Annotated in this window: 11 protein-coding genes; all 11 read right to left on the bottom strand. The window is 33.6% G+C overall.

The features are described 5' to 3' along the window. Positions 1 to 31 precede the first annotated feature (31 nt). Complete coding sequence (xylA, locus tag NBE98_RS14675; protein WP_250815753.1) at positions 32 to 1,351, bottom strand: xylose isomerase; 1,320 nt, start codon at positions 1,349 to 1,351, stop codon at positions 32 to 34. A 266-nt stretch (positions 1,352 to 1,617) separates the two neighbouring features. Further along, positions 1,618 to 3,030, bottom strand: a complete 1,413-nt coding sequence (locus tag NBE98_RS14670) for a sulfatase family protein (protein ID WP_250815752.1) — start codon at positions 3,028 to 3,030, stop codon at positions 1,618 to 1,620. Positions 3,031 to 3,053: 23 nt separating this feature from the next. Then, positions 3,054 to 4,562: a sulfatase family protein gene (locus NBE98_RS14665; protein WP_250815750.1), complete on the bottom strand. Its 1,509-nt coding sequence runs from the start codon at positions 4,560 to 4,562 to the stop codon at positions 3,054 to 3,056. A 7-nt stretch (positions 4,563 to 4,569) separates the two neighbouring features. Next, a complete protein-coding gene (locus NBE98_RS14660; RefSeq protein ID WP_250815749.1) occupies positions 4,570 to 5,730 on the bottom strand; it encodes an MFS transporter in 1,161 nt (386 codons plus the stop codon). A 71-nt stretch (positions 5,731 to 5,801) separates the two neighbouring features. Continuing rightward, a complete protein-coding gene (locus NBE98_RS14655; RefSeq protein ID WP_250815748.1) occupies positions 5,802 to 8,117 on the bottom strand; it encodes a polysaccharide lyase 8 family protein in 2,316 nt (771 codons plus the stop codon). A gap of 51 nt (positions 8,118 to 8,168) precedes the next feature. Beyond that, entirely contained in the window at positions 8,169 to 8,684 is a 516-nt protein-coding gene (locus tag NBE98_RS14650; protein ID WP_250815747.1) for a chromate transporter, read from the bottom strand. 55 nt (positions 8,685 to 8,739) lie between these two features. Continuing rightward, a complete protein-coding gene (locus NBE98_RS14645; RefSeq protein ID WP_250815746.1) occupies positions 8,740 to 9,363 on the bottom strand; it encodes a chromate transporter in 624 nt (207 codons plus the stop codon). A 168-nt stretch (positions 9,364 to 9,531) separates the two neighbouring features. Further along, the gene (locus NBE98_RS14640; RefSeq protein WP_250815745.1) at positions 9,532 to 13,668 is read right to left on the bottom strand and encodes a polysaccharide lyase family 8 super-sandwich domain-containing protein; all 4,137 of its coding nucleotides are present in this window, start codon (positions 13,666 to 13,668) and stop codon (positions 9,532 to 9,534) included. A 76-nt stretch (positions 13,669 to 13,744) separates the two neighbouring features. Beyond that, positions 13,745 to 15,361, bottom strand: a complete 1,617-nt coding sequence (locus tag NBE98_RS14635) for an extracellular solute-binding protein (RefSeq protein ID WP_250815744.1) — start codon at positions 15,359 to 15,361, stop codon at positions 13,745 to 13,747. A 444-nt stretch (positions 15,362 to 15,805) separates the two neighbouring features. Next, complete coding sequence (locus tag NBE98_RS14630) at positions 15,806 to 16,999, bottom strand: glycoside hydrolase family 88 protein (protein ID WP_250815743.1); 1,194 nt, start codon at positions 16,997 to 16,999, stop codon at positions 15,806 to 15,808. Between the two features lie 108 nt (positions 17,000 to 17,107). Beyond that, positions 17,108 to 17,989, bottom strand: coding sequence for a carbohydrate ABC transporter permease (locus NBE98_RS14625; protein WP_250815742.1), 882 nt, complete (start codon positions 17,987 to 17,989; stop codon positions 17,108 to 17,110). Positions 17,990 to 18,005: the final 16 nt, after the last annotated feature.

Below are 18,005 nucleotides of genomic sequence, written 5' to 3'. Positions count from 1 at the left end.
ACAGCTAAGGTCTCTACATTATTTTACACTATTATTCGTTGAATATATATTGATTTAATTTTGCTTCTAATAATTCTTGTCTACCTGACTTGTTTTTAATTATACTGTTTGATAAAGCATATTTTTCCAGAGATTCAAAATCAGCTTTGCCTTCAACGATATCCTTTCCGATTCCTTCAGTAAAGCTCTTATATCTTTCAGCAACAGCCTTTTCAAATTCTCCTTCTTCAAGCATTCTATAAGCAATTCTTAAGCCTTGGGCTAAAGTATCCATTCCAGCTATATATGCAAGGAATAAATCTTCTGCTTCGAAGGAAGCTCTTCTAACCTTAGCATCGAAGTTAAGTCCGCCTTTACCTATTCCACCATTCTTAAGAATTTCATACATAAGGAGAGTAGAATCATAAATATTTGTTGGGAACTGATCTGTATCCCATCCAAGATTTGGATCTCCTTGATTAACATCAAGACTTCCTAATACTCCGTTTATTCTAGCTAATGCAACTTCATGCTGGAAAGTATGTCCTGCAAGTGTAGCATGGTTAGCTTCTATGTTCATCTTAAAGTATTTGTCTAAGCCGTAGTTTCTTAAGAAAGCTAAAACTGTAGCTACGTCAAAGTCATATTGATGCTTTGTTGGCTCCTTTGGTTTTGGCTCTATCAAGAACTGTCCAGTAAAGCCTATCTTGCGAGCATAATCTACAGCCATTCGTAAAAACCTAGCTAAGTTATCCTGCTCTAATTTTAAATCGGTGTTAAGTAAGGTTTCATAGCCTTCTCTTCCACCCCAAAATACATAGTTTTCTCCGCCCAGTTCCTTAGTAACTTCCATGGCCTTCTTAACTTGTGCTGCAGCATAAGCATATACATCAGCGTTACAAGAAGTTGCAGCACCATGCACGTATCGTGGATTTCCAAATGCATTAGCTGTTCCCCATAGAAGCTTCTTTTTATTTGTTTGCATTAGTTCTTTGCAGTAAGCAACTATTTCATCAAGCATCACATTGGTTTCAGCCAAATCTTTTCCTTCTGGGGCTATATCTCTATCGTGGAATGCAAAATACTCTATTCCAAGCTTGTTCATAAGTTCAAAAGCAGCTTCCATTTTGGCCTTAGCAATCTTCATTGGATCTTTCTCACAGTCCCAAGGCTTTTGATAAGTTCCTACCCCAAATGGGTCTGAGCCATTTGCAGCTAAAGTATGCCAATAGGACATTGTGAACTTTAAATGCTCTTTCATTGTTTTTCCACCTATAACCTCATCTGGATTATAGTATTTGAATGAGAAAGGATTATTAGAATCCTTTCCCTCATATTTTATTACTGGTACATTTTGAAAATACTCAGTCATTTTATTACCTCCTACCATTTATATTCCTGTGAAACTGTTTTCACTTCTTATGTTCTAATTTTACTACAACATTTTTTGTTTTTCAATATGTTTTTAAATTAATTTTAAAAAGTATTTTAAATTCATTTATCATCATCTTTTTCAGTATTTTATTTCTTGACAACACATCTGCTGTTGTGTAGAATAATCACTCAATATCAAAATATATAAAAGAAAAACTTCAGCTACAAAGTATTCTGTAACTGAAGTTTTTGTATATATATCAATTAGATTTTAAATTGATCCTTTAATCGTTCAAGCCATTCTTTAAGGTCGTTTTCTAATTCTTTGGCTACTGAGTTTTCTTCAATAGCATTTATCATTGTTGGATTTTTTTGATAAGGATCTTTATAATTATCATAAAGGTATCTTTCAAGTTTGTTTTCCTCAGGAACATACCCTTTGTTTACAACATAAGTATATCTTTTAGTTCTTATTCCTCTCCAGCCATATTCTTCTGGCTTATGACCTGATTTTCTATATTTTTTCAGCAATACCTCACTGCCTGGACAAGAACATATATAAACAGAATTTTGTTCTCTAACATTTTCTCCTTTTAATAACCTTGATAAATCAATCCCTTCCACTGTGTTAGGAATATCTAATCCCATAGCACTTAGCAATGTTGGCATTATATCTGCGCTAGCAAAAAGTGCATCGGTATTTCCTCTTTTAAATTTATTCGGATATCTAATTATAAATGGAACTCCAATAGATTCCTCAAACCAGATATTTTTGGATGTGAGTCCATGGGAAACCATCATATCTCCATGATCAGATGAAAGAACTACTATTGTATTCTCCTCAAGCTCCAGTTTCTTTAATTCCTCAAGAATTCTTCCGAAGTTTTCATCAATTCCAGATATAGCAGCATAATAATTTAATATATTTTCCTTTGCTTTTTCAAAATCACCTTCAAAAGGATCTCCAACTCCAACAACAGACTTTTCAAGCGAAAAATTTTCTCGTAGCTTAAGTTCCTTTCCTTCATAGATCTTTCTATATTTTTCAGGAACCTGATCATATGGCGAATGTGGAGGATTCCATGACAAAAATAAAGTAAATGGCTTGATATTGTCATGATTTCTTATATATTCTAGAGCCATATCTGTTTCGTGTTCCACTGACCACTGATTCACTTTTATCATTTCAGGGGTATCTTTCCAATAATGCGGCTTTAAATGCTCATCAAAGGTTCCGTAAGAATACCAGTAATCGAATCCATGTCTCTTAGGCCCAGGTTCTGTATACGCATCCCATCCCCTTGCTCCAGATACTGGTTCATCTGACAAATTCATTTCTGGCAAATCAAGATGCCACTTTCCTATATAAGCTGTATCATATCCGGCATTCTTTATAACATCACCGATACAGATTTCCTCTTCCTTAAGCCTTACATCACATCCTATTTTACAGTTTGTAAACATTCCTGTAGAAAGAGGATACTTTCCTGTAAGTAAAGAAGCTCTATGAGGAGAACATAAGGGAAAGCTACTTATACAATTATCAAACACCAAGCTTTCTTCAGCAAATCTATCAATGTTAGGTGTTATAACAGGCTCTTCTTTCATAAAACCCACAGCTTGCCTTCTCCATTGATCCGCAAAAATATAAATTAGATTTGGTTTTCTAATATCCATCCTTATCACCTTCTCTCTAATTTTTAGGCTTGCCACAACCTTGGCATCCACATTGGCTCTTTTCCCATTTCAGCCCAAATATATTTAAGTAAAAGTTCTGTCTTTAAATCTCTATATTCTGGATTACTCCATAGATTATTTACTTCATTTGGATCTTCCTTCAAATCATAAAGCTCTCCATAATTTTTGTTGAAATAAACCGTAAGCTTGAATCTTTCATTAACATAAGTTTTTAGATGCACTGAACAAGGATCATGGTGATTTTCACATATTATATGATCCCTCACACAGTCCTTAGCTCCATACCATACCTCTCTCTGCGAAATGCCAGTCATACAATTAGGTACGTCTACATTAAGCATATCAAGGAATGTAGGCGCAATATCCACAAGGGATTGCATTGAAGACGATATTCTTCCAGCTGGAACTTTATGTGGATAGCGAACTATAAGCGGTACCTTTATCATATCTTCATAGTGAAAAGGTCCTTTCGCAATTAATCCATGGTGTCCGTAGAAATGTCCATGGTCTGTAGTAAATACTACAATAGTATTCTCTGCTAACCCTAACTCCTCAAGTTTATCTAAAATTTTTCCTATATATTTATCCATTAAACTAATCATGCCATAATAAGTAGCTATATCCTTTTTAAGTTCATTTTTATCATGTACATGAGAATGACAGCCATGCAGCGCAAATCCCGAATCCATATATGATGAAAAATCCGGATTTTCCTCTTGGGTCATTTTAAAATGTGGTGGATTATTACTATGCTCATCTTCAAATAAAGATGGTATAGTCAGTTTTTCCGGATCGTACATAGTATCCCATGGCTCTGGTACAAAATATGGCGGATGTGGATCCAAGAAGCTTGACCACAAAAAGAAGCTTTCTTCATTTTCTTTGTATTGATCAAGAAGCTCATTGGTTCTTTCAGCTATCCAAGTATCATAATGATATTCTTCTGGTATAGTCCATTTACGCTTTGCATCCGGTGATAAACTTCCAAGAGGAGCCATAAAATAGTCTTTCCAATTATCAAAGCCCTTTTCTTCCATCCAAAGCGCATAATGCTGCCCTGCTAAAAATTCTATTGTATGATTTCTTGCTAACTCGCTAACTTCAAATCCATAAAACTTATCATTAAAGCTTCTCCAAAACTCTAAATCATTGGTTAATGGGTATGCTTCAAGAGATGGAAACTGATCATTTCCTCTTAATGGTTGGAAATGAGCCTTACCAATTAAAGCTGTTCTATAATCATTATCTATTAAAACATCTCCAATAGTTAAAGTATTCTCTGGAAGCTTAGTGCCTAAAGTCCAAGCACCATGTTGACTTGGATATTGGCCTGTTATTAATGATGCCCTAGTTGGAGTACAAGTAGGATTAGGGCAATAAGCTCTAGAGAAAGTTGTCCCCTCCCTTACAAGTCTATCAATATTGGGTGTTGATATTTCATTATTAAACGCACCTATAGTATTCCAATGCTGTTGATCGCTAGTTATAAGCAATATATTAGGTTTTTTCATTAATGAATCACTCCATTCTTAATTTTTTTCTTTCAATACATAACCAATATATAATTATAAGAATTATTCCAGCAGTACTTGTGCAAGCTCCTATGGCAAAAACCATATCTACACCGTACAAATCAATAATATAGCCTGCAGCGCTTGAAAAAATAATACTTCCAATTGCACAAACAGATACTGCAGTTGATTGCGCTGTTACCTGAAGGTTACCAGGTGCTATTTCTGCTATAAAATATTTATAAGTGATAACATAAACAGAAAAAGTAACCATTTGTAAACTTCCTAACATTATTACTTGAATATAGGAAGCTGAATTTCCTAAAAGCAGCATTCTTATTAAATACATACATGAAGAAAACATAAAAAGACTTGTTAGTTTAAATCTTTTTATTATGTATTGGGACCCGAAGAATACTGGAAGTTCACAAACAGCCATAACAAAGGCTGAAATACCTATATGTTTTGATGTTCCACCTAAGTTAGTAATCTTAACATATAAAAAAGATAGAGTTTGATGAGTAGTAGTTAATAAAATCATTATAACTACTACAAACACATATCTATAATCCTTAAACAAGATTAAAGGGTTAATTTTTACACCTTTTTCCTTAGGATTTATATCTCTTCGGATGTCACTGATTTTTAGTGTAACTGCTGACGTCAGTAAAAGCATTATAATATATGCCTTTAAAAATATACTCCAGCCAAAATTTTCAATTAAAACTCCCATAAATATTGAACATGCAGCCCATCCTATAGATGCCCACGCTCTTATGCTTCCAAAGCTTTGACTAATATATCTTTCATTACTGAGTACCCAGCTATCTGAAAGCACCGATAACGGTCCTTGAAAAAAACCAATACTGCCAATCAATAAGATTATAATGTAGGTATTTGTAGTAATCTGCATAGCAACAGCAACTATTGACAGCATAACCAAATTAAAAATAAAAATTTTTTTAATTGTTTTTATTGAATCACATATATATCCAAATACGAATTGCCCTAGTATAGACATGCCAATATTAATGGAACTAAACATTCCTAACTCTGTCATGCTAAAACCTTTTAATTTTAAGTAAGGCATTATAAATGTACTATATATGCAGGTAGTTATGCCAATAAAACCAAATAAGCTGTTAAATTGCGTAATTTTATTTTTCATGCATATCTCCTAACTATGGAAATATAAAAATTTAAATTCTCCATTAATTCTTACCTGCTAAATATCATTTCTTAAACATTAAATTTAATCCTAAAGGTTTTTCCCTTTGCTTCTTTAACATTTATAATAAAGCTTGTATTATGTATATTTCTTTTAACTTCTATTTCATCGTCCTTGCTAATTATTTCTTTTAGCATTTTATCTATTTCAATCTCAATAGTTCCCTTATTCTCCATAGTTGGATCTGAAACTGCCAACTCTATTTCCTTTCCTGACTGCATAACCATAAAGCAAGCTTTCTTATTACAGCTTATATTCTCAATAATTATTTTTTTATCTTCCCATAGATTAGCAGCTATGATATTAAGTCTAGTATTTTTAACAGCCTGAAGCACTTTCGAGTTTTCCAAAATTAGAATATCTGGCTTTTCGGCATAGCTCTCAACCTTTTCAACACTTTTATTAGGAAGCAGCACATAACAATAATGTTCATTATTCGGATTTAATCCATGATTAATCCACAGAGTTAAATACTTTCTACAAAACTCATCGCTTGTACCATCGGCGTTTATATCCTTCCAGCATCCTCTTCTTTCTTCTCGTACAACCTCAACATCTATTAAGCTTGGAAAGTAATACCCTATATCTGAACCTTTATTGGTCCCCTTTAGATGCATCCATTTTATGCTCTTTAGATGCTTTTTCCAACCTAAATAACAAGGTAGAGTTTCACCATTTGCAATTAAAGTGTTATCCCCTTTATATTCTAGCCTTCTATTTTCAATAATAGTTTCAATATCTCTATTATCACTACTTGAGATGCCAGCACCTAAGGCTACTATCTCTTCCTGAAACATAAACCAGGATTTCTTTGCAGTAAGAGTGCTGAAGCCCGATTCTAAAGCCATACCACAAGCTCCATATATTCCGGCTAAGGTAGCTCCTCCAACCCAGCTGTTATTTGATTTTCTTTGCCCGCCAATTCCATCTTTTTGAAGAACAATTTTTCTTTCAGCTGTATCAACAGTTGTTCCAGCCATTCTATAAGGATTAACTGTTGGCCAAAAATCCTCGCTATAATGATTTAAGTCATTATTATACAGATAAGTCATTCCATCAGAGGTATACCATGCTTTTTTATTCTCATCATTCATATCCTCATAGTTCTGTATTCTCTTAGAATACATGCTAATAGCAAAAGCAAAATCTTTAGTTCTATGAACAACTCTATCCATATTAGCAAAATTCCAATGCCCTACGAGCTCTTTCTTAGGTAATATACTGTCATCCTGAAGTAGTTTTTTCGCGGACATTATTGACACAGCGTCCATATTTTCAAAAAAATTATTTTGTGAATCGGATATAATCCAATGCTTGAGCATACTCTTAAGCTTAGTATTATGAGGGTCTGGTGCATAATTAGATATCCTTAGTATAGAACTTATAATATCATGGCCGATTACATGATCTTGTAGAAAATATCTAGATACAGCTCTCCCCCTTGCCATATCCATAGCAGCCCCCTTATAAATAAGAGGCTCGTATGAATTATATATCCAATCATATATATTATTTGCTTCAGCATAATCTAGCTGCCAAGGCGAATTTGAAAGTAGTAGCTGCATTACAGACAAGCCTTCAATTAGTACTGCTCCATAGCTGCAGGTATATGGTATTGCTCCATGCTGTACAAAGGAACCGTCAGTATAAAAGCCATCTCCTTCTGAAACATATTGAAAAACTTCTCTTAGATTCTCTTTAGCACGCATCATCATTGATTCACTTTTTAAAATAATCCCACTTACTGCGACAACCTTACACATATCGACCCTGTTAGCACCAGTGGTTTTTACTTTATCAGCTCTGCATACAGTTGGATCAAAGGCAAACTTTTCAATTGCTTTCATATACTTTAGTATTTGATTCTCCGTTAAATCATCATACAAGAGTACAACTATATCATTAAGTCTTAGGGGGATTCCAATATCAAAAGGCCACCAGTTATCATAATAATCAGTATTCTCATTGTATCTATTTTCATATAGCCATTCTAGGGCGTTAATAATATCATCTAAAAGAGCTTTATTGCCTTCCAGCTCAGAACCCTTCATACAATAGGCAATAGCCATTTCCCTTAGTCTGATATAGCATTCAGTAATATTGCCTGAAACTTTATCGTTATATAGAGTTTCCCATAAGTATTTTCTATGTTCACTTTTGTTTAATGAGTTCCATACAGTTACAGCATTTTTTGTGGTTTTCTCAATAATTAATTTAATATCCAAATCTTCTTTATTAATTTCATCAACACCAAGAAGATTCCATTTCCATCTTTCTCGCAGAAAATTGAAATTTGCTTTCACTTGTTGTGTTTCATCATTTTTCATAAAGACCTCCAAAAATGTTTTTATGTTAAGTCCTGTCAATTAAAACTTTCACTATATAATAGCTCCTACAATGATTCCAGCTATTGCTGAAGAAGGAATTACCAGTATAGGATGAATTTTATATTTAATAAGTGCTGCTAATGCTAACATTAGTATAACAATCGAACTAACATTTACAGTCTGCAATGGATTTGACATAAGTCTTTTCATAAAATCCAATGAATTAAAATTCTTGAATATAGAAGTTTTAGCTACTGATATTGCAGCAGAAGCAATTAATCCTGCTACTACAGCTTTAATGCCTTTAAAAATAAGGTTATTTAGCTCATGTGTTTTAAATTTATTAAAGTATTTATATAAAATAACAACACACAAGAAGGATGGCACCATAATACCTGTAATAGCAGAAAGTGCGCCTGCCAAACCGTTTACTTTAAATCCTACAAAGGTAGCTGAATTTACAGCGATAGGTCCGGGTGTCATTCCTGCAATTCCAATTATGTCTACAAATTCTTTTGATTGTATCCAGCTATTTCTTTCAACTTCTCTTTGAATTACCGGAATCATAGCGTAACCTCCTCCAAAACTGAAGAGGCCTATTTTAAAAAAGGTTACAAATATATTAACTAGCGTCATTTTTTAACCACTTCTTTTCCTTAATTTTATTTGCTTGAGTGGAAAACTTATATAGATATATAAATGAACCGTATAAAGCACCGCCAACTATAACAAATATCGGATTTATTTTAAAGAAAGCTACTGATACGAATGTTACTACTGCAAGTAATATATCTGTTTTATCTTTAATTGAATTTTTAGAAACACTTATGGTAGCTGTAATTATAAGCGCTACCACAGCTGCACCTATTCCATCAAAGGCATTTTGAACAAATTTATAATCCTTTATCCTTGCAAAAAGAGAAGCTATAGTAATAATGATTAAAAATGATGGTAATGCAACACCTATTGTTGAAAAAAAAGCACCCTTCTTTCCATAAATTTTATATCCAATAGCTGTTGCAGAGTTAACAGCTACTGCACCTGGAGTAGATTGAGCCACAGCTAGCACATCAATTATTTCATCCTTATGTACCCATGCTCGTTTATTTACAATTTCTTTTTGGATTATCGGTATCATGGCATAACCTCCACCAAAAGAAAAAAGACCTATTTTAAAAAATGTACTAAATAATTGAAGCAATATAGTTGTATCTGAATCTCCCTTTCTGAAATCTTTTAAATTCATGTTAATTCCTCTCCTAGTTAATTTAAGTATATAACTTAATGATAATATTTATATGCTGTTATATTAAAGTGCCAGATTAAGTTTGCGTAGGACAATTTCTGAACTGCTTGAAATATCTTTAAAATAGTAAGCCCTGAAACACTACGCTTCAGGGCCATATGGTACCAATTATTTTTTTGCTTCATTATTTATGTTTTTACCGTAATGCAACCATGGTATTTCGTCTAAAATAAGGTTGAAGGGCAAGTCTATTTTTTTATCTTTATTTAAGATAATTTTATATCCCCTTCGATTATTAGGAACATTTATCTTTTTGGGCTTGATAACATTTACCTCGCAGCTGGCAATAAGGTTCCCATCTTTCAAAGTAACTGTTATATAAGCACTTCCTTTCTTTAAGGCTTTAACATATCCATTGCTATCTACTTCTACTATCCTATTATCGCTGCTTTTCCATATAAGCTCTTTATTTACAGCATCTGATGGCATTATATTAGCTTTTAATAAAGTACTATCTCCTACCTTAATATATAAATTAGTTTTGTCTAATTCTATTGTATTAGCCATTCTTTTAAATCTGCCAATAATAGCCTTTCCTTCTGAATTGCTTACGTCTATAGAAATACAGGTCTTATCGCCAGAGGATAAAACTTTGATTCTACTATCAAGCTTTTCTGGAACTAAGTAGGGTTCATTAATATCTACCTCGATGGTTGCATTATTTTCCTTAGTAGGGTCAGAGATAGATAAATCCAAATATCCATTATCCATTTGTGATAGAACAGAAGCTTTTTTATTTACTGTAATGTAATCTACAGTTTGAATGGCATCATTCCAAAAATTAGCTGCAAGCATATTTAAAGATTTTTTCCTAGCGGCTTGTACTTCTGGGGTATTTGAAACTATCTCAATATCCGAATTCTTAGCATATTGCTCCACTTCCTTTGCTGACATTCCTGGCAATAACACGTAAGAATAACCTGAATTATATGGATTTAAGCCATGATCAAACCAAGCAGTTACATAGTTTCTTGTTATAGGTGTACGATTACCATTTATATTTATATCAGCCCAGGAACCAGTCCTAGCTTCTTTTAAAATATTGATATTAGCTCCTCCAGGAAAGTAATATCCTACATCTGAATTAGCTGTTTTACCTTCTAAATGCATCCAACTTGCCTCTGGAACTACTTCACTTTCCCCTAAAGCATCAAGCTTCGTGATGCCATTAATAGTAACCCTGTTATCTCCTATGTCAGAGATTTTTCTGTTATCTATAATGGTTTCTATAGTTCTATTATCTGTACTAGTAATTCCCGCACCTAGAGCTACAACCTCATTCCCAAACATAAACCATGACTTTTTTGCCTGTAAATTCATATTTAATTTATTTGTAATTACTCCAGCAGGGTCCATCTTTAGCTTATCTAAAAACATACCTGCAGTACCGTATCCCCCCAACGAGGTTCCTCCAACCCAGCCCTGGGGCGAAGTTATTTTACTTGCTGACTGATCATTAGCAGCTGTAGGCTGAGGCAGCTTATCTACTGTTGTTCCTGGTAAACGATATGGGTCCACCGTAGCCCAATAGTCACTTGAGAAATTTGTTATATCTCCATTATAAAGATAAGTCATTCCATCACTTGTATGCCAACCCTTTAAATTTTCTCCATTCATCGTTTCATAATTAGATATTCTTTTTGAGTACATACTTATAGCTAGGGAATAATTAGAATTTCTATGGACTACTCTATCCATATTAGGATAATTAAACTGTCCTACTAATTCCCCTGACGGTTCTATTGACAAATCATTAAGTATTCTAAGTGCTTGTGACTTAAGTATTATATCACTGCAGTTGTTTATATAATCTCTATAAGTATCCTGCTGAATCATATACTTAGCTAAGCTTTTATACCTATTTGCATATGGTTCAGGAGCAAATTGCGAGAATTGAATAAAAATATTTATCAATGAAGCACCTATTTCATGATCTTGGTATCCCCCTCTTGATATTGCTCTGCCGCTTGCCATATCCATAGCAGCACCTTTATAGAGTAAAGGAGCTATACCCGTTTCAATCCAATTATATATGTTATCTATTTTGGTGTCTTTCACCTGCCATGTGCTTTCATCAAGTATATATACTATATCTCCAATACCTTGAAGTAAAACTTGTCCGTATGTATTATTATATGGAACGAACGAATGCTGTATAAAAGAACCATCGCTATAAATTCCTTCTCCGGAAGTTACTATATTAAAATTACCACTTAGAGCATCTCTACCTGCAGCTATGAACTGTGCATCCTTTGTATTTATTCCGTTAACTACTGCAACCTTACAAGTATCAGATAAATTTCCTCCTGTAGATGTTACACGTTTACCATAAGAATCCATATACCATGTAGGGTCAGATACAAAGTTTCTAACCGCCATCTCATATCTATTTATTTCATCAGAGTTCAAATAGTCATAAAGCAAAGAAACGAGATTATTTAGCACTTTAGGTGTTCCAATTACAAACGCATACCAGTTTCCATCTCCAGTTCCATTATCCCCGACAAACATTGATAATTTAGTATTACTGTTATATAAATTCTGATTCAACCAATCAAGACCTCTTAAAATATCTCTTAGCAGTTCTGTGTTCCCCTTAAGATTTGACCCCTCCATTAAATAAGCTTTAGTCATAGTCATAAGGCGATTATAATTAGCTGTTACTTCAGAAGTTTTTCTTTTAGGTCCACCTATTATAATACCTGGAATGTCATTCCAAAGATAATTTCCTGTAGAATCCATGCTGCTCCAATAAGTTTGAGCTGAAGTTGCAATATTACTTATAAATGTTTGAGTAGATGGATCATTTAGATCATAACTTATTCCTCCAAGTAAAGTTGAAGCATATTTAATCCTCAAGTTATCATATTCATCCATGGTGTAAGGTTCCACAGTCAAATTCATGCTTGCAGAATATTTATTATCCTCAGTTATTGCTGTAATAACTGTATTTCCTGAACTTATACCTTTGACTAAACCGTCTGTAACTGTTGCTATATCCTCAGAACTTGATTTCCATATAATCTTAGTCCCTGGCATAGTAGCAGCCGTAAGTAATGTATATTTTCCTTCATTAATTACTGAAGAAGCCTTGTCTAGTATAAGTCCACTTACACTTATGGTACAAAGTGCTTTTTTTGAACTATCTGAAGCTGATTGAGCAATAATGTTTGCCGTTCCTGGTTTAATTCCAGTAATTAATCCATTTTCATCTACTGTAGCTACAGCTGTATTATCAGAACTCCAAAGTATTCCTTTTTCGCTGGCATTTTGTGGCTCAATCTCAGCACTTATACTGCTAACAGTCCCCATATCAATATTAATACTGCTTTTATCTAATATAATTCTTTCTACTGGTACACCCACTACATTTACATCACAATACACTGCCTTCGAAGAATCCACAATGGAGATTCCTGTAATTCTGCACTTACCAACCTTTATTGCAGAAATTATCCCAGCATTGTCCACTGTAGCAACAGTACTGTCCGAAGATGTCCAAGTTATATCTTTTGTGGCAGCTTTTGGCATAAAATCAGGGCTTAGAGTAAACTTATTACCTATAGATAAGGATATGCTACTCTCTGGCAGTATAATACTGTCTATAACTTCCTGGAAACTAATATCATCAACCCAAAGTGTACCTTGGGTAGGTGCATCAGTGCCATGTATTATAGATACTTTTACACTTTGACAGTTGTCATCTATAATTTGATCATTATTTATTTGTGTCCAACCCATGGTTCCAATTCTTTTTTGATCTGATGATATTATCTGAGTTCCGGTAGCATTTGCTCCTGTAAATTTTTGAAATCTAAGCCCAATTGAATTCCCAGCTATATTACCTAATTTAACCCAGGCACTAGCTCTATATTTTTTACCTGCCGCTTCAGCTGGAAGATTTATTACTTGTCCTAAAAATAGCCTAGTATTATTTTTAAGCGTATCATCAGTTGGTGCTATTTTTAGAGCATTATATCCAGAATGCACGTTATCGTTTACAACAGATATCTTCGGACTGTTAGCAGCAGGTTGGCTTGGCATTGTGCTTGCATTCCATGATGCAGCAATAGCAGAAGGATTATTCCAATAGTTAGTATTGCCTCCGCTTGCTAATGTTTCAAAGCTTCCATTGACTATAAGTTGAGAAGCTGCTCTTACATTTGAACTAGGAAAAGTTAAAGGTAAAATCGTAATTACAATGGTTAAAGTTAAAATCATTGAGATACTTTTTTTAAACTTCATTGTAGTTCTTCCCCTTTTTATCAATTATTGATACTAAATAAAAAGGGAGGTCCAAAGCCCTCCCTTAAGTTGTAAACTATCTCTTGTTATATCTTTCTAAAGCACTTTGCTTTATCTTTAGAACCTTATCAATATCCATCTTTTGTATCTGGCTTGTATATTTGTCAAAGTTAGAAATTGGCTCTTGTCCCATGACAAACTTTAAGAACATTTCATCTACATATGTGCTTATTTCATTTTCCATCTTTGAAAGTTCTGATGATTCTTCTGGTAATGCTGTTACATATGGAATCATTGTCTTAGGAGCATCAGTATTAACCCAAGCCTTTATAGCCTCTTTTTGCAGTGGTAGCTGATAGTAGTTATCTATATATTCTTTTACTTGAACAAATGGTCCACTATATGTTCTCATGTATATAGACATAGCTTGTGCTAAGCTCAATTTTTCTGGGTTCTTAATAATTAAATCTGTATAAACTGGCTTTCCATCAACCATTTTATAGCTTACATCTTTTATACCAAAGTTATAAATATCCATACCAGCTTTGCTGTATCCATAATCTAAGAATCTAATAGCTTGCTCAATATTCTTTGATTTGGCACTAATTGCAACACCTTGTCCTGTAGATAGGAACTGCTTTTGACCAGTTGCTGCCTTTTGTCCCTTAACTGCTGATGGATATGGTACTCCAACAAGCTTAAAGTTTGGATCTTTATCCTTCATTGCATTGATCCAATTTCCAATATCTCCTCCGGAGTATGCTAAAGTAGCACCGGATTTTCCTGAAAGCATATTTGATGCCTTTATCTTTTTATCAACTGTAGCAAAATTCTTATCTAGAAGACCATCCTTATACCATCTATTAAAAGTACTTACAAAGTCTTTAAAACCTTGTTCCATTGGTCCAAATTTTACCTTACCATTGTCTACATAATATCCGTTTCCTACTCCATTACCATAAGTAACGCCATAAGCTCCTGCAAAAGCACCAAATATTTCTCTAAGTTCAAAGCTTAATGGAGCTGTTGCACCCTTTTTTTCCTTAAATGCTTTTAATACAATTTCCCATTCGTCCATTGTAGTTGGAACAGGAAGGTTTAATTCCTTCAACCAATCTTCTCTCATTGTTGGTCCATAGTAAACTGTTAAAAGATCATCACTTCTTATAAATGGGAACATATAATATGCGCCAGTATCAGTCTTGCATGCTTTATCTATCTCCGGATGATCTTTCAAGAACTTTTTTAAGTTTGGAGCATACTTATCAATATAATCATTTAACTTAAGAATACTTCCATCCTTTATAGCTTTATCCGGTCCACCAGGAAATGCTCCCCATTCTGATTCAATTAAATCTGGAAGGTCGCCTGATGCTAATAATAAATTGAATTTTTCTTTTTCTTGTCCTTGAGCTGGATGAATATAATCCACCTTAACACCTGTTTGTTTTTGAAGTTCCTTTGCAAACTCTGTTTCTCCTAAATTCTTTCTAGTTGCAGAAACATTTGCATTAAGAGGTAGCCAATACTTTAAAGTTACATCAGTTTTAATTGGATAACTTATTTCTCCAGTCTGTCCGCTTGTTGCTTTGCTAGAACTTGCTGTATCTTTCTTACCACATCCTGCAAGTAAACTAGCAGATAATGATAGCATAACTACAGTAGTTACTATGCTTCTTAGTTTTTTATTCATGCTTTTTCCCCCTTTGAAATTTAACGTTTACACTTCTTGTTTGAGCCTAATCGCTACACTCTAAATTTAGTTGAAATTTGTTCATATTAATAGTGACAATTTCTAAAATACGTTGACAATAATGTGAAAACAGCAATTTAATATATGTCTTATAATTGTTTCAATGGACAAAAACTAATAATAAGTCTATTAAAATGGATCCCTCCACATCTAAACACCTTACACCTTTCACATAACAATAGCTTTCTAATATATTTCATGATATAACTAGTTAGCAATGCGTTGTATTTTGTATATTATTTTCTTCAATACTGTCTTTAAAGTGTTATTTATATTTTAAATTGCAACTATTCTAATCTATCTGCCTTTTGAGAAGAATCAATACTATTTTATATTTATCAGGAAACAAATAGGTTGCTGACACAAGCCAACAACCTATATTTATTACCAGTATAAATTCCAATCCTTTACTGCCCTAACTAGAGCTTCAAAGTAGTAGTAATCTCCCCATATGCAGCTTTCATCTATACCATTGCCTTGAGGCTTAGCGTAAACAGCATGTTTTAATATACCATTTTCTTTACTGTTTATTTCAGTTGTATAGTTTATAGCCAAAGATTTTAGCATACTAAGAGCTGAATTTTCATAATAAACTCTATATTCATCAGAAAGAGGCATATATTTAAGCATTTCCATTATACCACATACTGCGATTGCTGCGGAAGAGCTATCTCTTTCTTGCCCGCTGGTATCTTCTGTAAATATTAAATCCCAATAGCATACATCATCCTCTGGGAGTCTATTTAAAAAGTAATTTGTTACCTTCTTTGCAAGCTCAATAAGCTCCCAGTCTTGAGTATACTTATAGCTTAAAGGGAATCCATATATTCCCCATGCTTGACCTCTAGCCCAGCAGGAATTATCTGCGTAACCTTGGTGTGTAGCCCCTCTTAATGGCTCACCAGTTTCTGTATCCATATAGAAAGTATGATAGGTTGATGAATCCTCTCTTACTATATACTTTGCAGCTTGTTTAACATGACTATAAGCTATTTCTCTATATTTATTATCTCCAGTTACTTCTGAAGCCCAATATAATAAAGGCAGATTCATGTTGCAGTCAATTATCATTCTTCCTCTTTGCTGAGGATCATTCAAGTCTCCCCACGCTTGGATTATACCAGCCTTATCATAATATCTTGTTATTAATAGATCGGCTGCCTTTATTGCAGTTTCTTTTGCAATTTGATTTCCAGTAAGTTTATATCCGCTTACACAGGAAAGTGTATATAAAAATCCTAAGTCATGATGATCTACTTCAATTCTATTTTCGAGTCTATTTTTAAAGCTTTCTACATGTATTTCTGCAACTCTCTTATATTTCTCGTCACCAGTTACTTCATAAGCAAGCCATAACATTCCTGTCCAAAAGCTTGCTGTCCAGTCAATATTATCTATTGGCGGATAAACACCATCTATACTTGCCGGCCTTGGAAACTTATTTGTAAATAAGTCTAGATTTTGATCTATCTTAGCTAATATATGCTTGATAGAATTTTCTATAAACTCCTTATCCACTGCAGGCCTTGTTTCATACTTATTCTTATTCTTTATTCCTTCATCAACTATATTATTCATTTTATCCTCCTTCTATTTTAAAAAGCAGTTAAAGATAATTATTCTTTACACTTCTAATATATTAATATATCTAGATGATAGCCCATCTAGATACATTATTAATAGTTATTAGCCTTTAACAGCCCCAACTAGCGCACCTTTAACAAAATACTTCTGTAAGAATGGATATACGCATAAGATTGGAAGCGTAGCTACTACAATAACTGCATATTTAATTGATTCTCCTATAGCTTCCTGATCTGCCATTCCAACCCCAGCAGCCATTACTGAAGTATCATTTTGAATTAATATCTCTCTTAATACTAATTGAAGCGGGTATAAGTCTCTGTTCTGAATAAATATCATTGCATTGAACCATGCATTCCAATGTCCTACAGAATAATAAAGCACCATAACTGCTACTATTGGCAGTGATAATGGAAGAATTATTCTAAACAAAATAGTGAAATGATTTGCTCCATCTAATTTAGCTGATTCCTCAAGGCTGTCTGGTATAGCTTCAAAGGATGTTCTCATTATTATAAGGTTAAATGTATTTATCGCTACTGGCAATATCAATGCTAGATAGCTGTCATCTATATGAAGATTTTTAACTGTAAAATAGAATGGAATAAGCCCACCACTAAAGAACATAGTAAATACTACAAAGAACATCATTGACTTTTTCCATAGCACATTCTTTCTTGATAGAACATATGCCGCCAAAGAGGTCATTAATATATTTAATGAAACTCCAAATACAACAATTATTATTGTATTTAAATATCCCTTTACTATCATAGGATTTTTAAATACCATCTTATAAGCCGCAAAGTTGAAACCTAATGGTTTTAGCAATAGTCCTCTATGAGCTAACACCTCATTAGAATCACTTACTGATGCAAATAATACATGCAGTAGTGGGTACACAGTTATAATCATGAGAACTATCATGAAAATGATATTAAATGTATTAAAGATTTTTTCTCCGTTACTTTTTTTATTGAGCATAACCCTAATTTCCCTC

This window comes from Clostridium swellfunianum, assembly GCF_023656515.1.
Taxonomy (GTDB): Bacteria; Bacillota; Clostridia; order Clostridiales; family Clostridiaceae; genus Clostridium_AT; species Clostridium_AT swellfunianum.
This window is presented reverse-complemented; position numbering and strand designations above follow the sequence as displayed.